Annotated in this window: 28 protein-coding genes and 1 other RNA gene; 23 read left to right on the top strand and 6 right to left on the bottom strand. The window is 48.8% G+C overall.

Going from position 1 to position 24,341, the window contains the following annotated elements; genetic code table 11:
- The first annotated feature begins 18 nt into the window (after positions 1–18).
- On the top strand, positions 19–570 hold the full coding sequence (locus HP398_RS06190; protein ID WP_173622147.1) for an RNA 2'-phosphotransferase: 552 nt from the start codon (positions 19–21) through the stop codon (positions 568–570).
- Here HP398_RS06190 and HP398_RS06185 read toward each other — a convergent pair.
- Complete coding sequence (locus HP398_RS06185; protein ID WP_173622317.1) at positions 567–1,100, bottom strand: DUF309 domain-containing protein; 534 nt, start codon at positions 1,098–1,100, stop codon at positions 567–569. The two genes, HP398_RS06190 and HP398_RS06185, sit on opposite strands and share 4 nt — an antisense overlap.
- Before the next feature lie 91 nt (positions 1,101–1,191).
- Here HP398_RS06185 and HP398_RS06180 point away from each other — a divergent pair, with 91 nt between their 5' ends.
- The gene (locus HP398_RS06180) at positions 1,192–1,443 is read left to right on the top strand and encodes a hypothetical protein (protein ID WP_173622146.1); all 252 of its coding nucleotides are present in this window, start codon (positions 1,192–1,194) and stop codon (positions 1,441–1,443) included.
- 51 nt (positions 1,444–1,494) lie between these two features.
- Here HP398_RS06180 and HP398_RS06175 read toward each other — a convergent pair whose 3' ends face one another.
- Positions 1,495–1,665: a YjzC family protein gene (locus HP398_RS06175; RefSeq protein ID WP_017249478.1), complete on the bottom strand. Its 171-nt coding sequence runs from the start codon at positions 1,663–1,665 to the stop codon at positions 1,495–1,497.
- Positions 1,666–1,801: 136 nt separating this feature from the next.
- Between HP398_RS06175 and HP398_RS06170 the strand changes: the two genes are divergently transcribed.
- The 5 genes from HP398_RS06170 (at position 1,802) to HP398_RS06150 (ending at position 5,671) form a co-directional block, all read left to right on the top strand.
- Positions 1,802–2,734, top strand: a complete 933-nt coding sequence (locus tag HP398_RS06170; RefSeq protein WP_173622145.1) for a GntR family transcriptional regulator — start codon at positions 1,802–1,804, stop codon at positions 2,732–2,734.
- 277 nt (positions 2,735–3,011) lie between these two features.
- Positions 3,012–3,236, top strand: coding sequence for a hypothetical protein (locus HP398_RS06165; RefSeq protein WP_017249476.1), 225 nt, complete (start codon positions 3,012–3,014; stop codon positions 3,234–3,236).
- A complete protein-coding gene (locus tag HP398_RS06160) occupies positions 3,224–3,574 on the top strand; it encodes a DUF4870 domain-containing protein (protein ID WP_017249475.1) in 351 nt (116 codons plus the stop codon). The genes HP398_RS06165 and HP398_RS06160 overlap by 13 nt, the downstream gene beginning before the upstream one ends.
- Before the next feature lie 132 nt (positions 3,575–3,706).
- On the top strand, positions 3,707–4,882 hold the full coding sequence (locus HP398_RS06155; protein WP_173622144.1) for a CaiB/BaiF CoA transferase family protein: 1,176 nt from the start codon (positions 3,707–3,709) through the stop codon (positions 4,880–4,882).
- 18 nt (positions 4,883–4,900) lie between these two features.
- Entirely contained in the window at positions 4,901–5,671 is a 771-nt protein-coding gene (locus HP398_RS06150) for an enoyl-CoA hydratase/isomerase family protein (protein ID WP_026043158.1), read from the top strand.
- Positions 5,672–5,678: 7 nt separating this feature from the next.
- Here the strand turns inward: HP398_RS06150 and HP398_RS06145 are convergent, their stop codons facing one another.
- Positions 5,679–6,104 carry a Gmad2 immunoglobulin-like domain-containing protein gene (locus tag HP398_RS06145; RefSeq protein ID WP_026043157.1) on the bottom strand — a complete coding sequence of 142 codons (426 nt, stop codon included), beginning with the start codon at positions 6,102–6,104 and terminating at the stop codon, positions 5,679–5,681.
- A gap of 162 nt (positions 6,105–6,266) precedes the next feature.
- On the opposite strand from HP398_RS06145, the gene ssrS reads away from it, so the two are divergent.
- Positions 6,267–6,457, top strand: a non-coding RNA gene (ssrS, locus tag HP398_RS06140) — 6S RNA.
- Positions 6,458–6,543: 86 nt separating this feature from the next.
- On the opposite strand, the gene HP398_RS06135 is transcribed toward ssrS, so the two are convergent.
- Genes HP398_RS06135 through HP398_RS06125 form a run of 3 tightly spaced genes read right to left on the bottom strand, consistent with a single transcriptional unit; the run spans position 6,544 to position 9,143 of the window.
- Complete coding sequence (locus HP398_RS06135; protein ID WP_173622143.1) at positions 6,544–6,993, bottom strand: hypothetical protein; 450 nt, start codon at positions 6,991–6,993, stop codon at positions 6,544–6,546.
- Positions 6,994–7,025: 32 nt separating this feature from the next.
- Entirely contained in the window at positions 7,026–7,367 is a 342-nt protein-coding gene (locus tag HP398_RS06130; RefSeq protein WP_173622142.1) for a DUF2512 family protein, read from the bottom strand.
- 36 nt (positions 7,368–7,403) lie between these two features.
- Positions 7,404–9,143: an Rqc2 family fibronectin-binding protein gene (locus tag HP398_RS06125; RefSeq protein WP_017249470.1), complete on the bottom strand. Its 1,740-nt coding sequence runs from the start codon at positions 9,141–9,143 to the stop codon at positions 7,404–7,406.
- A 178-nt stretch (positions 9,144–9,321) separates the two neighbouring features.
- Here HP398_RS06125 and HP398_RS06120 point away from each other — a divergent pair, with 178 nt between their 5' ends.
- From HP398_RS06120 to HP398_RS06050, 15 genes are all read left to right on the top strand, one after another.
- A complete protein-coding gene (locus HP398_RS06120; protein ID WP_069849491.1) occupies positions 9,322–10,206 on the top strand; it encodes a YicC/YloC family endoribonuclease in 885 nt (294 codons plus the stop codon).
- Between the two features lie 24 nt (positions 10,207–10,230).
- Positions 10,231–10,491 (top strand): extracellular matrix/biofilm regulator RemA, encoded by a 261-nt coding sequence (gene remA / locus HP398_RS06115; RefSeq protein ID WP_015891999.1) that lies wholly within the window; start codon positions 10,231–10,233, stop codon positions 10,489–10,491.
- 16 nt (positions 10,492–10,507) lie between these two features.
- Entirely contained in the window at positions 10,508–11,128 is a 621-nt protein-coding gene (gmk, locus tag HP398_RS06110; protein WP_017249468.1) for a guanylate kinase, read from the top strand.
- Positions 11,129–11,132: 4 nt separating this feature from the next.
- Positions 11,133–11,339 (top strand): DNA-directed RNA polymerase subunit omega, encoded by a 207-nt coding sequence (gene rpoZ / locus HP398_RS06105; RefSeq protein ID WP_016742004.1) that lies wholly within the window; start codon positions 11,133–11,135, stop codon positions 11,337–11,339.
- A 75-nt stretch (positions 11,340–11,414) separates the two neighbouring features.
- Positions 11,415–12,662 (top strand): bifunctional phosphopantothenoylcysteine decarboxylase/phosphopantothenate--cysteine ligase CoaBC, encoded by a 1,248-nt coding sequence (coaBC, locus tag HP398_RS06100; protein WP_017249467.1) that lies wholly within the window; start codon positions 11,415–11,417, stop codon positions 12,660–12,662.
- The gene (priA, locus tag HP398_RS06095) at positions 12,659–15,094 is read left to right on the top strand and encodes a primosomal protein N' (protein ID WP_173622141.1); all 2,436 of its coding nucleotides are present in this window, start codon (positions 12,659–12,661) and stop codon (positions 15,092–15,094) included. The genes coaBC and priA overlap by 4 nt, the downstream gene beginning before the upstream one ends.
- A gap of 16 nt (positions 15,095–15,110) precedes the next feature.
- A complete protein-coding gene (gene def / locus HP398_RS06090; RefSeq protein ID WP_017249465.1) occupies positions 15,111–15,587 on the top strand; it encodes a peptide deformylase in 477 nt (158 codons plus the stop codon).
- Positions 15,588–15,591: 4 nt separating this feature from the next.
- Positions 15,592–16,542 (top strand): methionyl-tRNA formyltransferase, encoded by a 951-nt coding sequence (gene fmt, locus HP398_RS06085; RefSeq protein WP_173622140.1) that lies wholly within the window; start codon positions 15,592–15,594, stop codon positions 16,540–16,542.
- A gap of 3 nt (positions 16,543–16,545) precedes the next feature.
- Positions 16,546–17,892, top strand: a complete 1,347-nt coding sequence (rsmB, locus tag HP398_RS06080; RefSeq protein WP_173622139.1) for a 16S rRNA (cytosine(967)-C(5))-methyltransferase RsmB — start codon at positions 16,546–16,548, stop codon at positions 17,890–17,892.
- Positions 17,893–18,103: 211 nt separating this feature from the next.
- Positions 18,104–19,174, top strand: a complete 1,071-nt coding sequence (gene rlmN / locus HP398_RS06075) for a dual-specificity RNA methyltransferase RlmN (RefSeq protein WP_017249462.1) — start codon at positions 18,104–18,106, stop codon at positions 19,172–19,174.
- Positions 19,175–19,178: 4 nt separating this feature from the next.
- Positions 19,179–19,934, top strand: coding sequence for a Stp1/IreP family PP2C-type Ser/Thr phosphatase (locus tag HP398_RS06070; RefSeq protein WP_017249461.1), 756 nt, complete (start codon positions 19,179–19,181; stop codon positions 19,932–19,934).
- Positions 19,935–19,939: 5 nt separating this feature from the next.
- A complete protein-coding gene (pknB, locus tag HP398_RS06065; RefSeq protein WP_173622138.1) occupies positions 19,940–21,925 on the top strand; it encodes a Stk1 family PASTA domain-containing Ser/Thr kinase in 1,986 nt (661 codons plus the stop codon).
- An 18-nt stretch (positions 21,926–21,943) separates the two neighbouring features.
- Positions 21,944–22,834, top strand: coding sequence for a ribosome small subunit-dependent GTPase A (gene rsgA / locus HP398_RS06060; protein ID WP_173622137.1), 891 nt, complete (start codon positions 21,944–21,946; stop codon positions 22,832–22,834).
- Positions 22,828–23,478 carry a ribulose-phosphate 3-epimerase gene (gene rpe / locus HP398_RS06055; protein WP_017249458.1) on the top strand — a complete coding sequence of 217 codons (651 nt, stop codon included), beginning with the start codon at positions 22,828–22,830 and terminating at the stop codon, positions 23,476–23,478. Before rsgA ends, rpe begins: the two co-directional genes overlap by 7 nt.
- 384 nt (positions 23,479–23,862) lie before the next feature.
- Positions 23,863–24,327: a protease complex subunit PrcB family protein gene (locus HP398_RS06050; RefSeq protein WP_017249457.1), complete on the top strand. Its 465-nt coding sequence runs from the start codon at positions 23,863–23,865 to the stop codon at positions 24,325–24,327.
- Positions 24,328–24,341: the final 14 nt, after the last annotated feature.

The raw sequence follows: 24,341 nt of genomic DNA, 5'->3' as shown, positions 1-24,341 counted from the left end.
GATAGGAGGGCGAAACGGATGCTGGCGATTCGTGAAGAAACGAGACTGCGCAAGCGATTGCTCAGTATACTTCGGCAAAACAGTGAAGCATTTCAACTCTACTATGACACGTATGGATATACCCCGATTGAGCCGTTGCTGGACTATCTTCATACGCTGAAAGGGTGCTCATACATAGCTAGGCAAGATCTTCATCAAGTCGTGGAATTCGATCCGGAACGGAGTATCGAATGGGACGGAGGAGCACTCATTCGAGTGACCTACGGATTTTTGCCCACGATTGCAAAAAGCAAGCTTATCGAGATGGTACCACCTGACGTTCTTTATTACGGGACACATCGAAAATTATGGAAACAAGTACTCACTGGTGGCCTGTTGCCAATTGCCAGTGAGTATGTGCAGCTTGCGGAAAGACCGGAGCATATTGGAGAGCCGACAGGCACATTGCGCCTCGTCACTGTGAATGCAAAGGGGGCCCATGAAGCCGGAATTTGCTTTTACCGCGTGGGTGAGCGCTATTGTTTGAGCGATGCTGTCCCGGCCAGTTATTTGCAGCTGTACGCAGACTAGTTTGACTCGTTGTTTCGACGTGCTTCGCGCATTTGCAGCTGTTGCTTGCGTTCTGCCAAAACGTCGCTTCGATCCCTCAAGGTATGCTTATTCAGCAAGTAGGCGTCTTGCATATCGCTATCCCGATGTTCAGGGTGATTTTGCATCGTACAAGCCTCTTGATACGCCTGTTTCAAAGCATCGGACATGGGCAGGGACAGGCTTCGATAGGGCTGACCATTTTGGATTTCCGTCAGGCGCTCTTCAAGCAGGTTAGCCAGACTGTCACTATCCAACCCAAGCTTTTGGATGTCAAGTTGATGCTTTTTGACAAGGGATATGGCGCTTGTGAGCATTTTGATTGCACCTGACTGATTCCCGCGTCTCTGGTGATACAGAGCGACGGAGATTTGAATCAAACCAACCCACACTGGCTGTCGTTCATGTGGAGGAGCGCTTTTCCAATACTCCTCGAGAATCTCATGACACTCAAAATAATCGCGTTCTACATGAAACTGGATCAAATAATCCAGATACGGTTGCGGATACATGGTGATCTTCACCTCACTACTTGGTTTTCAATGGTTCGTTTATGTACTATTATAAAGCATAGAGAGTAGAAAATGAGGTGTAAAACCATTTATGACAAGAGATGAACTCGTAGCCGTATTGGAAAAAAAGCGAATGACCGAAATCATAGAACTGATCGAGGATGCTGAACAGGGAGAACTGGAAGAGCTCGAGCTCGTGGAAAGCCTGGGATTGCTCATGGATCAGGAGTTGAACAAAGAAGTCCTTTCGTTATTGGAGAGCTTGGGTGTCGCCATTATTTACTTGAGTGGCGATGAAGAAGACGAAGAGGATGAAGACGACGAAGACGACGACGAAAAGTAGTAAAAAAGAGAACCAACCTTGTGCATGGTGCCAGGTTGGTTTTTGCATTCCTTACTTTTGCGTCCATACGCGATTTTTATTTCGTGTAGCGGGGAACTTTTCCCCTCTGGAAAGCTCGATGATCATCGGGTTCTGCACACTTGCACCAGACTCACCAATCTCCATGTATACGGCATTTTTCGGAGACTTTTCTCCTTCACGAAAACGGCTGTGTTCTCCCACGAAGGCACCTTCTTCCTAAGGAATTGTCATCTGAATTAGTATGACCCGGTACACTGGCTTCATGCTTTCCCTTCTATTGACGATAGATTTTGAATTCCTTTACGATCATTTCAATTACTTTTGGAGAGGTGAATACATGCTACCTTTGACCTTGAAAAAGGAATCCAATATATCTTATCACGAGCAATTATATCAACAAATTTCATCCTCGATTCGAAGCGGTGAGCTTCCTTCCCAAGAGCAGCTGCCAACGGTAAGGGAGTTGGCGGCACAGTTGAAAGTCAATTACAACACCGTTCGCAGCGTGTATTTGCGTCTCCAGCAAGAAGGGCTAGTTGATTGTCGGCAAGGGAGGGGGACGATTGTAACCAATAGCGCAAGTGACACGCTCTTGTCACGTAACCCGATCCATCTTGCTTTACTCGCCAAAGAAACCATTCATAAAGTAAAAGCAATGGGCTATACCATAGATGAATTCTCGCGCGTTCTGTCCTGTGTTTTGCAAGAAATCAATCAGTTTCCGGTTCTTTTTTTGCGGTTCACAGAGCTGGAGGTCACTGAATATATGCGTTTGGTGCAGTACCATCTTCCGAGTGTGATGGTTGAAGGGAGAACCGTCGAGGATTTTTCCCAGCAGGTAGAATGCGATGCAAATTTTTTGCAGCAATACAAAGCCATCGTTATCCCACCTTCCGTTAACCTGAAACTCCCGCAGGATGCGCCTCCGATCGTTAGCCTTGATTTTATCCCGGACCCAACGACGGTGATCCCTGCCATGGAGGCCTACCCACGAAATACGAAAGTCGGATTGATCTGTGCGACCATACGAGGTGGTGCGGGTATGATCAATGATCTCTACAACGCAGGCATTACGCACTTGGATATTCGGACAATAGAAGCGAACCATGCAGAAGTGTTTGATTTGATTGCATCCTCTGACGTCGTGTATATTTCCAAGCCTGGCTATATGGTGAAACCACATTTGCTTACGCTGCCAAAAGTAAAGGAATTTCAAGAAATTCCTGACCACCATGGTATTAATGAGCTGCGCAAGCTCGTTACCCATTGACCATACTGAATAGCCTACGAGACATCCGCTGATTTTGACTAGTATATAGACTGATGTCCATGCCGATATGCCTTCACCTACATACCTTGTAGATGTAACGAACAGGAAGGAGTGAGGTTAATGAGTTGCGGATGCAGAAGATCTCGTCGCAGATGCTTTAAATGCTGCGAAAAGAAAGTGTACAGAAAGCATTGCTTCTACAAGCCACACTACAAAACCCATTGCAAACCATACGGTCGTAGTTGGGGACACGGACATTGTGGAGGTGGAGGCCACTATGGTGGTTGGGGCCACTTTGGCGGCGGCTATGATGGTTACGGCTCCTCTCATGGTGGCGGGTACGGTGGAGGGTACGGCGGCGGTTACGGTGGAAGTCACGAGAGCAAGTATTAATAGAGAAAGGCGCCGTGGTGGCGCTTTTTTCGTTTTTTCGCAAGTTTTGCGCAATTTGTCGTACAATAGAGGAAAAGGATTAATGGAGGTATGGATATGCAATTCCTGAATGGGAAAGAGGAACGAATGTGGGCGATGATCGTGCATCTATCTGCCTTCCTTGGTTTTATCGTTCCGTTCGGCAATGTACTAGGACCTTTAATCGTATGGTTGATCAAGCGTGAAGAGGGAGCCTTTTTTTATCAGCATGGAAAAGAGGCACTGAATTTTAGCATCTCGGTGACGATTTATGCCGCCATTTCAAGTTTGCTGATCATCATTTTTATCGGCGCACTTTTATTGGGAGCCCTCTTTATTTTTTGGGCGATCTTCGTTATTATCGCTGCGGTGAAAGCGAACGAGGGAAAAGAATTCCGTTACCCGCTCACTCTCCGGTTTATTAAATAACCGTTCTTGGAAAAGTCGTTCCACTTGGGACGGCTTTTTATATTTGTTTGAATTTTCTATTTAAAAAGAGGGTGAACAGTCGTTCATCTCGAATTACAAGAGAGTGTAGTCGGTGAAGGGGGGAGTTAAATCATGTTGACGGGAGTGACGATAGTTGATTTTTCTCGCCATCTTCCAGGTCCGATTTGTACGATGCGCCTGGCTGATTTGGGGGCAGAGGTCATTGAGGTGGAACCGTTTCACGACAAAACTCACTCACCGTTAATCAGACCTTCTCATCCTGAAGCTAGAGAGACGGGAGCGTTTTACCTGCGTTCACATCGCAATCATAAAAGTATTTCCTTGAATTTGCGGACGAATGAGGGAAAAGCGCTCGCGTTTGCTCTGGCCAGACAGGCTGATGTCGTGGTGGAAAGCTATCGACCAGGTGTGATGCGTCATTTGGGACTGGATTACGATCGCCTGTTCGAGATGCACCCTGCTGTCATTTATTGCTCCGTGACGGGCTATGGCCAAAGCGGCGAGCTATACCAAATAGGGGGGCATGACTTGAATGTCCAGGCAGTAAGCGGATTTCTCTCACTGGTTCGCGATCTGGAAGGCAAGCCTGTCGTTGCAGATATTCCGCTTTCTGATTATGCGCTCGGGTTGTATGCCAGTGAACAAATATGCGCGGCGCTTGTTCAACGTGCGCGGACAGGACGAGGAGCATATTTGGATGTTTCGTCGGCTGACTTGTTTAGTTCTTGGACAGGGCTTCATGCACTGTTTATGTCATACAGCTCCTCGATTGGACGGGAGACCGGGAGAGGGAGTCTGCTGGCGTATCAGGTGTATGAGACAGCAGACGGCCAGTATGTCGCACTTGCTGCATTGGAAGAAAAGTTCTGGCTCAATTTTTGCCGTGCGGTAGGAAGAGCAGACTGGGAGCTATGCCACCGAGCTAGCGTTTCTCTGCATCCAGAGGTGTTTGACGATATGAAAGCACTGTTTCTGTCCAGAACCCAAGCCGAGTGGAGTGAACTGGGCAGTGAAGTGGATTGCTGTCTGACCGCCGTTGAAGATTGGGAAAACTGGGTAGATAATCCATACGTTGCGAACAGGGAGATAGCGTATACGCTGCCTTATTTGGAAAAGAAGTCGCCCGATCATGGGGAGAGTCTCGCGCATCGTTACAGGGCGGAGCGGTTGTCACCCCCTTGGCACACCGATTACACGTACGAGCTGCTCAAACGCAAGCTGAACCTCACAGAGGAGGATTTGAGCAGGCTGCAAAGGCAGGGGGTTATTCCTGCCGCTTCTTTATAGGAAAGGGTGAGAAAAATGATGGAACAGGATCATCATACGCAACTGATCGTAACAAAAGTTGATGGAATCTGCACGATTACGCTCAACAGGCCACACGTCCTCAATGCGATGACGCTTGAAATGTTTTCCCTTTTGCAGGACGCGATCTCAAAAGCTTCAGCAGATGAGGAGGTCGATGTGCTTATTTTGCGGGGAGCAGGGGGGAACTTTTGCTCCGGTGCTGATTTGGGCGTGTTGACTGCGCTGACGGATAAGAGTGACGCTGATCAATCATTGACGATCATTAATGATTTCATCACTAACTTGCATCAAATGCCAAAGCCTGTGATTGCAGTCATCGAGGGAGTAGCCGTCGGAGCGGGACTCAATCTCGCGTTGCATGCTGATTTTGTCATTGCGACGGAAGACGCCCTGTTGCAGGAGCCTTTTGTCCAGATTGGTCTGACAACGGATTTTGGCGGGACATACCTTATGCCAAGGCTTGTTGGTACGGCGTGGGCGAAGCGTCTCGCACTGCTGGGAGAAAAGATTACAGGGAAAAAAGCGGAGGAAATCGGCTTGATCTATCGAGCGGTAGAAGCCAATCAAGTCGAAAGTGAGGTTGAAAAATTGGTTGCTGCGGTACGGCGCCTGCCGAAGCAAGCGTATGCCGTCACAAAAGAAGGGTTGGGACGCTGCCAAGCAAACGGCCTAGAATATGCACTGGCCTGGGAAAAGCAACAGCAGCCGTCCCTGATCGCACGTCCTGAATTTCAGATGCTCGTACAAGCGAAGCTGAAGCGGACGTAGCGCTGATTTATTTTGGCAGTGGGATGTTTAGCTCATGAATGCGCTGTCCTGTCGCTGCACTTTCCTCGAACAAAGAGAGCGCTGGTGATTTTGCGCTCGGGTCCAGCTTGAGATCGATAGAAAAGCTCCCCCACTCGGGGGCACCCGTGCTTGCTGTCACAAAGCTATTGGCCAATGTCTTGTCTCCGTCTGTCACGACGAATCGAACGTTGGCTTCGTTCACGCGTGCTTCACCCTTAATCGTATATTGTCCTTCGCCTGTTTTGGTGATCGTAATATTCCGAAACGATTCATTCTCGTATTGCCCCTTGTCTTCGCCAACAGGATGAGAATGTGTGCTAGCTGCTGCGGGCGAAAGGATGCTGGGGAATGATACAGCAGTCAGGCTCATGGCGAGTAAGCAGGTTGTCAGCATATTTGTTCGAAATTGCATGTTTTTCCTTCCTTTCATTCGTTTTCCTCTCTAGGTTGGCGAAATTGGAATAGAACTATTCTCGGGATTGTATGACAACTCCGTGAAAATGGATGAGATAAAAGTCCAAAGGGAACTTTATCCGTTGAGCAAAGGGCCATTCTGTGATAAAGTAGGGACATCAAGATCCTGCGATGTTCGATAGGCCGTAAATGTTTCTAACCTTATACGTGTTTTTTGGGAGACGGAAACTGTGATGGATGTCAGGCCCACCTCCTTTTGGGATGCATGGGAAGGCTGAAGTGCAGAAGGGTCGCCCACCTGTGTGAGCGCAGGTTATAGAAACATGAGGTCAACGGCAGAGCGGGGACTTGGCCGTTTATGAATGCAATGAATTGCCGATAGCACAAAAAACCACTTGGAATCTGCTTCCAGGTGGTTTTTGTTTTTTATACGTTGATTAATGGGTGGTTTTGTTTTGTTTGCCCGAGCCGTGGCCCTGCCCCTGCCCTTGTTTTTGGGAGCCTTGGTCTTGATCCCCATGATCGACAATGGTCAGGTCCTTTTCAAGTGTTTGGGAGTCTTGGGCGTCTTGAAGAATTTGATACATTTGTAGGAAGTTTGCTTTTTGTCCCTCAGGAATTCCTTTAATGCGAACGGTTAGTTCTTGCGGGCCGCCGCCATTTTGCTGTTGCCCACCTTGGCTGTTCCCTTGACCGCTGTTTTCATTGGAACTCGGCTGCTCATCAAGAAAGCTGAGAAACATCGAGTCGCTGTCTTGGTCTTGTTGGTTGTTTTGTCCGCTGTTTTGCGATTGCTGTCCTTGTCCATTTCCGCCTTGCCCGCCTTGCTGCTCAAACAGCACGTTGAATTCGTTAAGATCGGTCTGGATGATACCAATGACGTTCATCCTGATCCTCCTTCCAAAATAGAAATGATGCTTCAGCCCGGATGTTTGGAATGATGGACACCGTGCCGTTGCAGGTATCCATGGAAAAAGTATTCGACCACCGTAATGGCAAATGCCGTCAACAATAAACCAGATAAGGATATGGTCTGACCAAACAAGTAACAGCCAAGCCACAAGGAGGCAAACACGAACAAGAAATCAGCGGAGCTCGCAAACGTATTGTTCGTACGCGGGAGGATTGTCAAATCAAGTACATAACCCAGTAAACTGACAATCACGCTTGCGAGCACTGCAAACATAAGGGACGTCCCCGACCACCAAAGCCCTGGAATGGTAATGATTCCGTTAAACAAGAGCTTGAGAACGATGTTCAAAGAGCGAACACCACCTTTCATGCCCTTAGTATGAACTTAGGTAGTCGCACTATTCGTAGAAGAGGTGTTTGATTTCAAACGGCGGATCAGTGCTTCATCTGGTGTCACATACAGCGTTCGTTGCTGCTCGTAGATCACATAGCCAGGCTTGGCCCCGCTCGGTTTTTTTACGTGTTTGATGAGCGTGTAGTCTACGGGAATTTGACTTCCTTCTTTGGCACGACTGAAATAAGCCGCCAGATTCGCTGCCTCAAGCAACGTTTCATCTGAAAATTCCCGAGCGCGAATGACGACATGGGAGCCAGGGATATCCTTGGTGTGTAGCCATGTTTCTTGCGACGATGCGAGCTTGTTGGTCAAGTATTCATTTTGTTTATTGTTTTTACCGACCAAAATCTCAATACCGTCCGAAGAAAGGTACGTATCCAGCTCTGGTCTGGTCTCTTTTTTCTTGCGCGGACCGCGTTTTTTACGATCTCGCATGTAGCTTTGCTCAACGAGCTCCTCGCGAATTTCTTCTGCATCTTTTAAGGTGGCATGTTCCAGTTGAACCAATACGCCGTCCAAATACAAGAGTTCAGCATGCGCTTGCTCAATCTGCTCACTCACGATGGAAAGGCTGTTTTTGGCCTTGTTATACCGCTTGTAATACGACTGTAAATTTTCCGAAGGGGTCTTCAACGGATCGAGCGGAATCGTGATGGTACCTCCCGCTTCATCATACCAGTTGACTGTGACGAGCTCGCGATCCCCTCGCTTCATTTGGTGCATATTGGCGGTGATCAATTCACCGTACAGGCGGAACTGATCTGCTTCATGCGCATCTTGCAATGTTTGTTCGAGCTTCTCGATTTTCTTTTCATTTTTATTGCGCTCAGAAGTGACAAAACGAATTAAATCGTGCGCACGCTGCTTGACAGTGTCACGGAGCGCCTTTCCTTCGTAAAATGCCTGCAAGCATTCTTGAATGGAAGGATAGGGGGTGGTAACCCCGTTTGAGAGATGAGTTAGCTCGACGACGTGAAAATACGCTTTGCCGTTTGCCTGTACAATGGATGGAACATATTCATGAGCGTTGATTGCCTTCATCACCTGTGAAAAGGCAGCCCACAGTGTTTCACGATTCGCAAGGCCGGCTCTGTGCAAAATTTCTTTTGCCAATAACGGACTGATCCCGGTATAGCCTTCTACGATTTGCTTGTCCAAACGACCGCCGTTCCAGTCGAGGGAAGAAATAAACGCTTGCTCGGTTACAGTAAGAGGGTCGCGCTTATCTTGGCTCGGAGGAGAAACATAAGGTCTGCCAGGCGTAACTTGTCTATACTGGCTAATGGCGAGCGTCACATGCATGGCGCTATCCAAAATCATTCCGGTTGCAGGATCGATGAGGATGATGTTACTGTGCTTGCCCATGATCTCGACAATAATTCGGCGGACAGCCGTGTCACCCAGCTCGTCCCGCGTGCGTACGTCGATGTGAATGATTCGCTCCATCCCGATTTGCTGGACAGATTCAATTACACCGCCCTCACAATGCTTGCGCAATAGCATGCAAAACATCGGAGCTTCCAGCGGATTCGTGAATTCTTCTGTCGTGATATGAAGTCTCGGATAAGTCGGGTTTGCAGACAGGAGGAACTTTACCGTTTCTCCTTGTGTCCGTACTTGCATAACAATATCGCTATGGTGGGGCTGGTGGATTTTCGAGATGCGTCCTCCTACCAGTTTATGTAATTCCCGCGTAACGGAGCGGGTTACTACGCCATCAAATGCCATAAAAGTCACCTCAGATCAAAAAAATGGCTAGAATAATAGATAGAGAGCTGCCAGTCACAGTGTAGCATAAGTCAGGGCAAGGAGGAATCTCATCGTGGTGGGGTTGCTTCGGTTGACACTGCCAAGAGTTGTCTCCTATAATAAATTAACGATTTTGCGTCTATGGAAGTGAAAACTTATGATTCGAAGCATGACTGGTTACGGTAGAAAAGAAGATAGCAAAGGCTCCATTCGAGCAACAGTCGAGATTCGTGCAGTGAATCACCGCTTTTCTGAGATTGTCGTGCGCCTGCCCAAAGCATGGAATATGCTTGAGGATTCGATTCGTAAGCTGGTCGCGCAGTTTGTCAGAAGAGGGCGTGTTGATGTCACTGTCTCAGTGGAAGGGAAAAATTCTTCTGCTACGGTCATGGACATTGACTGGGATGTGGCTGAACAGCTAGTCTCCATTTCCCGCGAGATGACTCAGCGTTTTTCGCTAGAGACGCCTTTAACCGTCAAGGATCTGCTACACTTTCCTGGCGTGATACATACCAAAGAGTCAGAGGACAATGTGGAGGAGCTGACAGAGTGGCTCCAAGACCTGGTCAGGGGCGCGGCAATGGATCTCGTTTCGATGAAAGAGACCGAGGGTAATCTGCTGCACGCTGATCTAGCCAGTCGCCTGACTGCCGTCAACACATGGACGCGGGAGATCTCCCAGTTGGCCCCTCTATGTAGGGAAGATTACAAGGGCCGACTTGAGCAGCGCGTAAGTGAGTGGGCCGGTTTGACACCTTTTGAATTGGACCCTGCTCGTGTAGCGCAAGAGGTTGCCTTTTTCGCTGATAAAAGTGATATTAGTGAAGAGTTGACCCGTTTAGATAGTCATTGCCAACAGTTTGCCATTCAATTAGGCAAAGAAGAAGCAATTGGTCGAAAACTGGATTTTCTGCTCCAAGAAATGAATCGGGAAGCCAATACGATTGCTTCCAAAGCGAATCATTTGCGCATTCAGCATCTGGCTGTCGAGATCAAGACAGAACTGGAGAAGATGCGGGAGCAAATACAGAATGTTGAGTAGCATGAAAGGATGGGCTGGGCCGTCATGGCAATCAAGCTAATCAATATCGGTTTTGGCAACATTGTCAATGCCAACCGCATTATTTCAATTGTAAGTCCGGAGTCCGCTCCTATCAAACGGATCATCCAGGAAGCGCGCGATCGCAACATGCTTGTGGACGCTACTTATGGGAGACGTACACGTGCAGTCATTATTACAGACAGCGATCACGTGATTTTGTCAGCGGTACAGCCAGAAACAGTGGCACAGCGCTTGACTACGAAGGATGACGAATCGGACGAATAAAGTAGGAGTGTAAACAATGAGTATGGTTGATCGTGGTCTCCTTTTGGTTCTTTCCGGACCAGCTGGTGTGGGAAAAGGAACAGTATGCAAGGCACTTCGTGAAGTGATGCCTGATCTGGTGTATTCTGTTTCCGCTACCACACGCCAGCCGCGTCCTGGAGAGGTAGAAGGAGTTAATTACTTTTTTAAAAGCCAGGAAGAGTTCAAGCGGATGATTGAAGAAGATGCTCTTCTGGAATGGGCAGAATACGTAGGAAATTACTACGGAACACCTCGTCAGTTCGTGGACGATATGCTGAATGAGGGGCGCGATGTTATTCTTGAGATTGAAGTTCAGGGTGCGCTTCAAGTGAAAGAGAGCTTCCCGCAAGGTACATTCCTGTTCCTGGCTCCTCCTGATTTAAACGAACTGGAAAACCGGATCGTGGGACGCGGGACAGAATCACAAGAGATTATTCGCAAGCGCATGGAAGTGGCGCGTGCTGAAATCGAGCTCATGGATCACTACGATTATGTAGTCGTCAATGACGTCATCGAATCGGCTTGCGATCGAATTCAAGCGATTATTACAGCGGAGCATCTGAAAAAAGATCGTCAGGTTCACAAATATAGCAAATGGTTACAGGAGGTTGAATAGAATTATGTTGTATCCATCTATTGACGAATTGACCGAAAAAGCAGAGAGCAAGTACATCCTGGTGACAGTAGCATCCAAGCGTGCGCGTCAGCTTCGCGAAAACAGCGAAATTCAAGTGGTGAGACCAAAATCCAAAAAGTTTGTAGGTTTGGCACTGGAAGAGTTCATCTCCGACGAGCTCGTTCACGAGTTTTTGGACGGTCGCAAATAAGCAGTCACCTTTAAAAACAACCTCACGAGGTTGTTTTTTTCGGATTTCGGATAGGGGAGAAGGGAGAGAGTGCAGATGCATTCGCTTGCAGGAAAACGAATTGTTCTTGGGGTATCGGGCGGCATCGCTGCTTACAAGGCTGCTGCATTGACCAGCAAGCTGACACAGGCAGGTGCATTGGTGCATGTCATTTTGACAGAGGGTGCCTTACAGTTTATTCAGCCTTTAACGTTTCAAGCCTTGTCTCACCTACCTGTTTATACGGATACATTTACAGAGCCAGACCCGCATGTGATTAGCCATATTGAACTGGCTGATCGAGCTGATCTCGTATTGATCGCGCCAGCAACGGCAAACGTGATTGGCAAAATGGCGAATGGCATAGCGGATGATATGCTGACGACGACTGTACTGGCTACGAAAGCGCCTGTCATGGTCGCGCCTGCCATGAATGTCAATATGTACAATCACCCTGCAGTTATCGCAAATATGGATAAGCTGACGGCCTATGGTTATCGGTTTGTTGAACCGGGTGTGGGGCTCTTGGCATGTGGATGGATTGGCAAAGGACGTTTGGCGGAGCCAGAGGAAATCGTCGAAGCTGTTCGTCAATGGTTTGCTTCCGATGAGACTAGACAAATGATCCGAGAAAAAGATTTGCAGGACAAGCATGTACTGATCACAGCTGGACCGACCCGTGAAAAAATTGATCCAGTTCGTTACATAACCAATCATGCTTCAGGCAAAATGGGCTACGCTATCGCGGAAGCGGCACGAGACAGAGGGGCGAAGGTCACACTGATCAGTGGGCCGACTTCCTTGGCACCTCCTGATGGAGTGGAATTCATCGCGGTGGAATCGGTACAAGAAATGTTTGATGCCGTCATGGAGCAGTTGCCTCACTGTGACATCGTCGTCAAATCAGCAGCAGTGTCCGATTATCGACCGAAGCATGTATCTGAACATAAGATGAAAAAGGGTGATGGTCCACTCGAACTGGAGCTGGAGAAAGCACCCGATATTTTAAAGACCATTGGTGATCGGAAAACGAAGCAATTCGTCGTGGGCTTTGCAGCAGAAACCCAAAATGTGTTGCAGCATGCCCAGTCCAAGCTGGAGCGAAAAAATCTCGATATGATCGTAGCCAATAACGTATTGCTCGAGGGTGCAGGTATGGGGAGCGATACGAATATCGTGACCTTGCTAACCCGTGGCGGAGAGCAACTGGCATTGGATAAATTGAGCAAGCGGGCTGTGGCAGACAAGTTGTTTGATGCTGTCCTTGCAGTACAAGAACATAAACCGCTCCGAGACCTGTCATGATTGCTCAAATTATCGTGGACGTTCCGGTCAATCGAACGAATCGACCTTTTGATTACCATGTTCCGCCTTGGTTGCGTCCACTGATTCGCATTGGTAGCCGTGTGGTTGTCCCATTTGGTCCCCGTCAACTGCAAGGCTATGTCATTGGGATCGTCGAGGACGACGAAGCCATACCAGATCGTTCGCGACTAAAAGATGTCGTGCAGGTACAAGACGATACTCCTCCTCTTACGCCAGAGCTGCTAAAGATGAGCGAATGGATGTCCAAGCAATACTTGTGTCCGTGGGTAACGGCTGTACAGGCGATGCTTCCTGCTGTGCTCAAAGGGAAGTCGGAAAAGTGGCTGACGTCGACAGACGCATTGGACGAAGAGGCATGCGGGAGATCGGGGCTTCTGTGGGAATTGTTCCGCAAACGGCAACTACCGCTAGCAGAAGTAGAGAAACAATTTGCGGAGGAGTATTTGCTCGTTCCGGGCTGGATACAGAGTGGTCTGCTTGCTACCGAATATCAAGTAAGGGACAAAATTACCCGCAAGCAGCAATCATTTGTCCGGAGTTTATTGGATGAGGGTAAGCTGGAGGAAGCGATAAGTTCGTTGCCAGCGCGGGCGGAGCAGATGCGCCGTGTCCTTCAACTGATGCTCATGCACAAGGAGCAGTCCTTGTCTGTACAAATGCTGCGGGATGAATACGGAATAACGCGTTCTCCGCTAAAAAGCCTGGAATCAAAAGGCTGGATCGCGATCGAGCAAGTGGAGGTTTACCGGGACCCGTACGCCAATCGACGTTTCCAGGAAAAGCAAAAGCCTGTCTTTACCTCGGTACAGGAAGCGGCACTGACACCTATCTTGCAATCGATTGATTCGGGAACGTATGCTTCTTACTTACTGCACGGTGTTACCGGAAGCGGTAAAACAGAAGTGTATCTCGAAGCGATCGAACGTACGTTGGAAAAAGGGCGCGAGGCGATCTTTCTCGTTCCGGAAATTTCACTGACTCCGCAAATGGTGGAGCGCTTCAAGGCCCGTTTTGGTGCAGACGTAGCTGTTTTGCACAGTGCGTTGTCACAAGGAGAGCGCTATGACGAGTGGCGCAAGATCATTCGTAAACAGGTCAAAGTAGTGGTAGGTGCACGATCTGCCATCTTTGCTCCGTTTCGGAATGTTGGTTTGATTGTGATTGATGAAGAGCATGAGAGCTCGTATAAGCAAGAAGAGACCCCTCGCTATCATGCACGGGAAGTAGCCCTGTGGCGAGCGAAAGAGAATCAGGGTGTACTCGTCATGGGAAGCGCGACTCCTGCCTTGGAGACGTATGCACTGGCTACCCGAGGCCGCTACGAGCTGTTGCGCATGCCAGAGCGCGTCGGGAACCGTCCGATGCCGCAGGTACATGTCGTGGATATGCGAGAGGAGCTTCAGTCCCAGAATCGTTCGATGTTCAGCCGGAAGCTGCATGAGATGATTGCAGATCGATTGGCAAAAGAAGAGCAGATGGTCATTTTCCTTAACCGAAGAGGCTTCTCTACCTTTGTCATGTGTCGATCCTGTGGCTATACGATGCGCTGCATTCATTGCGACATCTCGCTTACTTATCATAAAACGAATCATACGGCACGTTGCCATTACTGTGGATATACCATCGCACAGCCTAAGCATTGTCCGGAGTGTCAGAGTGAGCATATACGCTTTTTTGGTACCGGAACACAAAAGGTGGAAGCGGAGCTGGCCAAACTTTTCCCTGGAATCCGGGTCATCCGCATGGACGTGGATACGACCTCGCGTAAAGGCTCTCATGAAGAGCTGCTAAACAAATTCCGCGCGGGTCAAGGCGACGTTTTACTCGGTACCCAGATGATTGCCAAGGGCCTTGATTTTCCACGAGTGACGCTAGCGGGAATCATTGCAGCGGATACTTCCTTGCATCTGCCTGACTTCCGTGCGGCGGAAAAGACATTTCAGCTCCTGACGCAGGTAGGTGGACGGGCAGGACGGCATGAACTGGACGGAGAAGTCTTGATTCAGACGTATACGCCAGAACACTACAGCATTGTCCATGCGACCAAGCATGATTATCCCGCATTTTATCAGGATGAAATGTTGCAGCGCAGACGAACAGGCTACCCGCCGTATTTCCGGCTCGTATTAATTACGTTCAGCCACGAGGATGTACCTGTTGTTATCCGCGGTGCGCATACAATGGCTGACTATTTACGGCAGCGTTTGGCACAGACAACGGTCCTCTTGGGCCCAGTTGCTTCGCCCATTGCGAGGGTGAAGGATAGATTTCGTTTTCAGATCATGCTAAAATATCGTGATGAACCGCAACTGTCGGACCTGCTCGCTCAGGCGACGGCTGCGTTTGAAGAATGGAACAAACAGCAGAAAGTATTGATGACGATTGACGTCGACCCTTACGTACTGCTTTAGGGAGGATATGAAACACATGGCGATTCGCACAATTGTAAAACATCCAGATCCGATTTTGCGTGAAAAGGCAATGGTCGTAACCAAATTTAATTCCAACTTGCACAAGCTGCTTGATGATATGGCAGATACGATGTACGATGCAGACGGTGTAGGCTTGGCTGCTCCACAAGTGGGCATCTCCAAGCGTGTCATCGTAATGGATTGCGGTGATGGACTGATTGAAATGATCAATCCGGAAATCGTTGAGCATGAAGGTGAGCAATACGATTATCCAGAAGGCTGCCTGAGCATTCCTGGCCTGCAAGGAGACGTTCGCCGCCACAAGTGGATCAGACTGCGCGGTCATGATCGTAACGGGAATGTGGTTGAGCTCGAGGCAGACGACCTGTTGTCCCGTTGCGCTCAACACGAGATCGATCATTTGAATGGTGTCCTCTTTATCGATGTAGCTGACAAGGTGTACAAAGTAAACCCGAACCAGGAAGGGGAATAACCATTTGAAAGATGCTCGCATCCTGTTTATGGGAACGCCTGACTTTGCTGTATCGAGTCTTACGGCTGTACTCGAAGCAGGCTACAACGTGGTTGGAGTCGTAACAAAATCCGATCGTCCCGTTGGACGCAAGCAAGTATTGACGCCGCCCCCCGTGAAGGAGGCGGCTTTGCGTCATGGACTTTTGGTATTGCAACCGGAGAAAATCAAGGCAGAAGAAGCCTTGGATGAAGTGTTAGCGCTCGAGCCTGATCTGATCATTACCGCGGCGTATGGACAGATTTTGCCGAAGAAATTGCTCGATGCACCGAAATATGGCTGCATCAATGTGCACGCCTCTCTTTTGCCGAAATATCGTGGGGGTGCCCCGATTCATAAATCAATTGTCGAGGGAGAAGCGGAAACAGGCGTGACCATCATGTATATGGTGGAAGCTCTCGATGCAGGGGATATGCTGTCCAAGGTAGTCGTTCCGATTGAGGAGCGCGATACCGTGGGGACCATGTTTGACAAATTGGCTGCGGCAGGCTCTGAACTGTTGCTGGCTACCGTTCCACGCCTGTTGGCTGGTGAGCTCGTAGCAGAGAAACAGGATCATTCGGCAGCGACTTTTGCCCCGAATATTAAGCGTACAGACGAAAAAATTGACTGGAGCCGTTCTGCGGAACAGATTTACAACCAAGTCCGAGGTTTGAATCCGTGGCCGGTCGCATTTACTACATGCGAAGGCAAGATTTGGAAGTTGTGGTGGGTAGAAAAAATGCTTGCGTCGGGCGAAGGCAAAGAGCCGGGAACGATCATCGCCCGTGAGGAAGACGGTATCGTGGTCGCTTGCGGTAGCGGTGCAGTGAAAATAACCGAATTGCAGCCAGAAGGCAAAAAACGTATGAGTGCACTCGACTTTTTGCGTGGAGCGGGCAGCAACATTGAAATCGGCACAAAGGTAGGAGAATAGTCCGTGGCAAAAAAGGGAGCTCGCGATATCGCCCTCGATGTTTTGAACAGGGTAGAAGAACATAAGTCCTACAGTAATCTTGAGCTGCGCAATGTCTTGGATCGTGAAAATCTCAGTGCAGCAGATGCAGGGCTGGTGACGGAGCTTGTGTACGGTACCATTCAGCGAAAGATGACGCTGGATCATGTCCTGTCTCATTTTGTCGGGAATAAAAAGGTACAGACTTGGGTTCGTAATTTGTTGCGTCTCAGCTTATATCAAATTCACTTTTTGGACCGTATTCCTGAGCGCGCTGCCGTACACCAGGCGGTTGAAATCGCCAAGAAACGCGGTCACCAAGGGATTGCTTCGATGGTCAACGGTGTCTTGCGCAATGTATTGCGCCAGCCGGATGTGTGGGAGCGTCAGCCAAAAGGCGACCGTGCTTTGCAAATCGCCGTAGCCTATTCTCATCCAGAATGGCTTGTGCGTCAGTGGCTTACGGTCTATGGAGAAGAGACGACGATTGCGATTTGCGAAGCCAACAACAGAACGCCGCATAGCTCTATCCGGGTCAATGCATGGAAAACGACGAAGGATCAAGTGCTGGACAAGCTGGCGGAAGAAGGGCTGGAAGGCCAAACATCGTCTGTCAGTCCTCATGCTATTTTGATGGAAGGCGGACATGCAGCAGGCTCTCGCTTGTTCAAGGAAGGCTACTTCACGATTCAGGATGAGAGCTCCATGCTCGTAGCACCAGCTCTTGCTGCACAACCAGGCATGCGTGTACTGGATGCTTGCGCGGCTCCTGGTGGAAAAACAACGCACATAGCAGAAATGATGGAAAACAGCGGGCAAATCATTGCGAGTGATGTGCATCCGCACAAACGCGATCTGATTGCGAGTGCAGCGAAAAGACTCGGGATTACAATCATCGAGCCAATCGTTAGTGATGCGCTGGACCTACCTGAAAAAGAGCTGGGAACTTTCGATCGAATCCTGCTGGATGCGCCGTGTACCGGATTTGGCGTGATTCGTCGGAAGCCAGATCTGAAATGGAACAAAACGCCTGAAGATGTCCGTGCGATTGCTCAGTTACAGTACGAACTGCTCAAGACGTTGGCACCGATGCTTGCTCAGGGTGGTGTCATGGTTTACAGCACATGTACGATCGAGCCAGCAGAAAACCAGGAGATTGTTCGCCGCTTTGTCGAAGAACACCCTGATTTCGTATTCGATGATACACTGGCACAAGACCTGCCTGAGGTTGTCAGAGGGCATGTCGATGAAACCGGAGCCTGCGTACAAATTTTGCCTCACCATTTCGAGAGTGATGGATTCTTTATCGCACGATTGAAACGAAGAGGATAAGGAAACGGACGTACAAACAAGGGGTGGCGCACCAATAGGTGGAAAATGCCACTCCTTTGCCTTTGTTTGCGAGCGCTCAGATTGGTTTACACTAGGAAAAGCGATGCATTTATGAATCTGGATGTCAAAACCGTTTGAAGCGAGACGCCCCACGAGGTACAATGATAGAATGGATTTAGGCAAGCAATGATTTTGAGGATGTGGAGATAGAATGCCGTTAACGACATTTACTGGCGCAAAGCCGCTTATTTACAGTTTGACGCAAGATGAAATGAAGGAATGGCTGGTTAGTGCCGGCGACAAAGCATTTCGTGCGCAACAAATTTTTGACTGGCTATATGTAAAGCGTGTCACTTCTTTTGAAGAGATGAGCAATTTGTCCAAGGAGCTGCGCGAAAAGCTGGCTGATACATTCCGCATGGGTCCGCTCAAGGAAATCACGCATCAAGAATCGCAGGATGGAACGATCAAGTTTTTGTTCCAGCTTGTTGATGGACATGCGATTGAGACGGTGATTATGCGTCATAACTACGGAAACAGCATTTGTGTTACGACACAGGTGGGCTGCCGTATCGGATGTACGTTTTGTGCATCTACATTAGGTGGACTAAAACGTAACCTGGATGCAGGTGAAATCGTCTCTCAAGTATTGACGGCACAACGCAGATTGGATGCGGAAGGTGAGCGTGTCAGTCACGTTGTCGTCATGGGGATCGGGGAGCCTTTCGAGAACTTCGAGAGCTTGATGGCGTTCTTGTCTGTAATCAACGATAACCGTGGACTGAATATCGGTGCTCGTCACATTACAGTTTCCACCAGTGGAATTGTGCCGAAGATTTACGAGTTTGCTGAACAAGGTGGACAAGTGAACCTGGCCATTTCCCTGCACGCTCCAAACACGGAGCTGAGAAGCCAGTTGATGCCGATCAACCGCGGCTTCCCGCTTGCTACGCTGATGGAAGCATGCCACCATTACATTAACAAGACAGGGCGTCGTATCAGTTTTGAGTATGGTCTGTTCGGCGGGAAAAATGATCAGCCCGAGCATGCAGAGGAGCTGGCCGAACTCATTGGCGACATGCTTTGCCACGTGAATCTGATCCCGGTGAACTACGTACCAGAGCGTGATTATGTGCGCACGCCACGCAATGAGATTTTTCAGTTCAAACGCATTTTAGAGGAAAAAGGAATCAATGTGACCATCAGACGCGAGCAAGGCAGTGACATTGCTGCTGCATGCGGACAATTGAGGGCACAACACGCTAAAGAAACCGTGGGGTGATGCCATGGAAATCGCGATGAAATCCCATGTTGGCCGCGTTCGTCAGGTTAACGAGGACTATTATGCCTGTGTGACCGATTTAAACGGACGCGTGCTCGCCATTGTAGCAGATGGTATGGGTGGCCATCAGGCTGGTGATATCGCCAGTCGCCTTGCTGTTGAGCGAATAGTAAAAGAACTGCGTCACCTAGAAGGGGACCTCGAAGCAGAGGATGTGCGTGAGCAATTGATGAACGCCATCCTGCTTGCGAATAAAGAAGTCTATGAATATGCGATTGAACATCCGGAGTGCAGTGGCATGGGTACAACCGTGGTTGCTGCTTTGTTCGACCAATCCTCCGTGATTACTGCGCATATTGGCGACAGCCGTCTGTATTTTTACAACCAAGACGGTCTGGTCATGAAGACAGAAGACCATTCCCTTGTAAATGAGCTGTTGAAAAGTGGACAGATTACAGCCGAGGAGGCGTCTGTCCACCCTCATCGCAACGTCATTATGCGTTCGGTCGGGACTGAGCCGGATGTGCTCATTGATCTTGGGCAGTTTGAATGGTCAGAGGGTGATATCGTCTTGATTTGCTCAGATGGACTGAGCAACAAGGTCAGTCATCCTTCCTTTGAAGAAAATTTGCAGAAACAGATATCGTTACAAGCGAAGGTGGACGGTTTGGTGCAAGAAGCACTGGATGCTGGTGGGGAAGACAACATAACGCTGGTTGCCGTACGAAATACGCTTGATGCCGGTCAGGAAGAGGGGTGAGAGAGATGGAAGGTCAACGACTGGGAGGACGATACCAAATAGAGTCCCGCGTCGGTGGGGGCGGTATGGCCATTGTATACAAGGCCAAAGATTTAATATTGAATCGTCCAGTGGCAGTTAAAGTGCTGCGTTCACAGTTTGGTACGGACGAAGATTTCGTCAATCGTTTCCGACGTGAAGCGCAGGCGGTGGCGAGCTTATCTCACCCCAATGTGGTTGGGGTGTATGATGTCGGTCAGGAAGGCGATACCCATTACATGGTGATGGAGTACATAGAAGGCTACACGTTGAAAGAGGTCATCATTCAACGTGGTGCGCTGCCGGTAGAAGAGGCAGTGCGGATCGCCGAGCAAATTTGCGATGCACTCGATCATGCGCATCAAAACCAGATCATTCATCGAGATATCAAGCCGCATAACATTATGATTGGAAAAAATGGTCGGGTGAAGGTTACGGACTTCGGGATTGCGAGAGCCGTTACTTCAGCAACGATTACGCATACGAATGCGATGCTTGGCTCTGTCCATTATTTTTCGCCAGAGCAGGCGCGCGGCGGGATTACCGGGGAAAAATCTGATATTTACTCGCTGGGGATCGTCTTGTACGAAATGGTGACGGGTGAACTGCCGTTTTCCGGTGATTCGCCTATATCAGTGGCGCTCAAGCATTTGCAGGAGCCGCTTCCAGAGCCGCGCCAAGTCAATCCGGCTATCCCGCAGAGTGTAGAAAATGTCATTTTGAAGGCGCTGGTAAAGGATCCATTTCTCAGATACGCGTCCGCGAGTGAAATGCTAGAAGATTTGGAGACCTGCCTGTTCCCAGAGCGATTAAACGAAGAAAAGCTGACGTTCCCGGTGGATGAAGAGATGACGCGTGTGGTGCCGATCATCACACCTGACATGCTCGAAGGCCATACCAATGGCAAAACCGGAGGAGCGGGGCGTAGCCGCTATGAGCAGCGTACGGAAGAAGAGGATGCCAAACCAGCCAAGAAACAATGGTGGGTCAAAGCTCTGTTGTGGGTAGGTGGTATCGGACTGTTTTTCGTACTGGCATTCTTCGGATTTAACTTACTGTTGAATCTGTTCCCGTCCGTTCCAGAGGCACAGGTACCTCATGTGGAAGGGATCGAAGTAACGCTCGCTGAGAAGAAGATTCAGGATGCCAAACTGGTTGCCCGTATCGTGGAAGAAGCCAATGATACGATAGAAAAGGGAATGGTGATACGCCAAGACCCTGCACCTCCCATGCGGTTAAAGGAAAATTCCGTTGTAACTTTGTATGTAAGCAAAGGACAACAAGAGATTAACATGCCAAATCTGGTTACGCTGCCGCGAGCAACTGCAGAAGAAGCATTGAAAAGCAATGGTTTTAAACTGGAGAATGTCACTTTCGTAGAGGAAGAGGACGACAAGGCTGAGGTAGGGACGGTTATCAAGCAGACTCCAGCCGCAAATGAAAAAGTGTTCCCTACTAAAACGAATGTGACGGTCACGATCAGTAAAGGAAAAGCCTTCGTGAAAATGCCGGATGTGCGGAATTTATCAGTAGAAGCTGCACAAGTAGAATTGTACAAAAAAGGACTGACTGTTGGGGAAATCACCAAAGTGCCTACTTATACGACGGACAAACCAGGTATTGTTCTCAGCACTCACCCTTACGATCCGGGAATGGATGTGCAAAAGGAAGTAGCGGTTCCGCTTGAGGTCAGCAATGGCCAATATCCGCAGGACGCTAAGCTGGCAAACGTTCCGGTTTATGTAGAGGTTGTGCCTGGTGAAACACTGGAAGTGAAGATTGAAGTGACAGATGCTCGTGGAGAGGCAAAAGCTCCGCTCACGGAAACGATCACCGAAAGTAAAGAGTACGATGTACCAATTGTCTTGGCGCCACAGAAGGACTCGGTAGTCAAGGTCTTTGTGAAACGATCGACTGATCAAGGCTTCATTGAATACCAGACAATTCCAGTTTCGTATAACAGCTTGCCATAGTGTAGTGGAGGGACATGAATGCCAGAAGGACGGATTGTGAAAGCGCTCAGCGGTTTCTATTATGTAGCCGACGAAGGGCGAATCTACAGTTGCCGTGCACGAGGGCTCTTCAAGAAAAAAGATGCAAAAGTAAATCCACTGGTTGGGGATTGGGTCGTCTACGATGCGATCAATGAGGAAGAAGGCTATATCATGGAGGTGGGCGAACGGACGAATGAGTTGGTTCGTCCGCCCGTTTCCAATGTGGATCAGGCGGTACTCGTCTTTTCGATGTACAAGCCGATGTTCAGTCCGTTGCTGTTGGACAAGTTCCTAACGCACACGGAGCGTGCAGGGATTGATTCTGTGATTGTGCTATCCAAAGCCGATCAAGTGTCGGAAGAAGAGGTAACCGAAATCGTGGAGAAGTATGAAGCGATCGGGTATCGCGTGATTCCGACCTCAACAGCGGATCAACGCGGTGTGGAGGAAGTGCTTGAGGTTTTGCGGGACCGTATTTCGGTTTTTGCAGGTCAGTCAGGTGTAGGCAAATCCTCCCTGATCAACATGCTGTTTCCGGGTGTCAGCCTGCAGACAGGAGATGTCAGCCAAAAGCTCGGACGCGGAAAGCATACAACGCGTCATGTCGAGCTGATTCCACTTGCGGGCGGCGGCTATGTGGCAGACACACCGGGCTTCAGTTCACTGGAATTTATCGATTTCTCCGAGCTAGATCTGGCGGAATCCTTCCGGGACTTTGCCGATCGCAGCTCGGAATGCAAGTTCCGTGGCTGTCTTCACGTAAGCGAGCCAGCTTGTGCCGTGCAGGCCGCACTGGAGGCTGGTGAGATCAGTAAACAGCGCTACGAACACTACAAACAATTCCGCGAAGAGCTAAAAGAATACCAACGGAGGAACAAACCATGGTAAAAATCGCACCTTCTATCCTATCTGCTGATTTTGCCCGTCTGGGTGAAGAAATTCTCGATGTCGAGAAGGGAGGAGCGGACTGGATTCACGTGGATGTAATGGATGGACACTTCGTTCCAAACATTACGATCGGCCCTCTGATTGTGGAGGCGATTCGCCCAGTGACCAAGCTGCCTCTCGATGTGCACTTGATGATTGAGGAACCAGATCGCTACATTCCGCAATTCGCGAAAAGTGGAGCAGACTGGATTACTGTTCATCAGGAAGCATGCCGTCATTTGCATCGCACGCTGCACTTGATCAAGGAGCAAGGTGTAAAAGCAGGAGTGGTATTGAACCCGGCTACACCGATTTCCACGATCGAGCCAGTCCTTGCTGATTTGGATATGGTTCTCCTCATGACGGTGAACCCTGGTTTTGGTGGACAAAAATTCATTCACAGCGTTGTGCCAAAGGTTGCCCAGTTGCGTCAAATGCTGAACGAGCGTGGCTTGGGGCATGTGGAAATCGAAATCGATGGTGGTGTCAATGCACAAACAGCGCGTTTGTGCGAGGAAGCAGGAGCGACTGTCCTCGTTGCAGGCAGCGCGGTATTCAATCAGGCAGATCGCGCTCAAGCGATCGCTGCGATTCGTGGACAGTAAGAATAACACGTAGCTGTAAGCTGACGACGATAGGCAATCGGCGTCAGCTTTTTTTTGTTTTCTCTTGTTTATGCGGTTTGTAATCATCTGAATATTGTAATTAATTACCTGATAAATCAATTAATAATAAAAATAAAAGTATAATTATAGTTCATACTACAAATAGAATAAAATCGAATTATTCTTACTCCTATAAGGATTATAGGTGATAACTGGTAAAGGTTAATTAACAAAAATAAAACATTTTGGAAAATATTGCTTTTTAATAAATATAATGATTAAATCAAATTATCCAGATAGTGGTAAAAATTTCCTATCTGAGAGATACTGGCCAGTATCAAGAAGTGTTTCTCGCCCTCTAAAAAAATCAGGAGTTGATCATGTATGAAATCGTTATGGAAAAACAGTGTAGCGGTTCTAACCATTCTCTCCATTCTGCCATTTTCACAAACTGCCGTGCATGCTGAACAAAAGCATTCGGGGCCGATCTCGACTTCTCAAGTAGACGTGCAAACGAAAAAATTGTCTATTGAAAAAGAAGGTAGATTGTCAGCGGCTGAACGAGCATTCGTAGGAAAAGTAAAATCGAAAAAGGGTGTACATCGTCAAGGCGACCTGTATGTGGTCTCCCGTGGTGAAATGCCTACCTCTGGTTATAGTTTGAAGGTTGTTGGAACTCAGCAAGGATGGGAAATGCTCACGGTTTATGTAGAGCTGACCAATCCTACTCCAGAAGATATTACAATGCCAGCGGTGCACACACCTTATATCATTGTGCGGGCAAGCCTGCCGCCATACACAACAATGGTGTTTATGGATGCAACGACAGATAAGGTATTGTTCCGATAAACTGCTTGATGGAT

Source organism: Brevibacillus sp. HB1.4B (genome assembly GCF_013284285.1).
GTDB classification, from domain to species: domain Bacteria; phylum Bacillota; class Bacilli; order Brevibacillales; family Brevibacillaceae; genus Brevibacillus; species Brevibacillus porteri.
The sequence above is the reverse complement of the archived record's forward strand: the minus strand, read 5'-3'. Positions and strand labels throughout refer to the sequence as shown.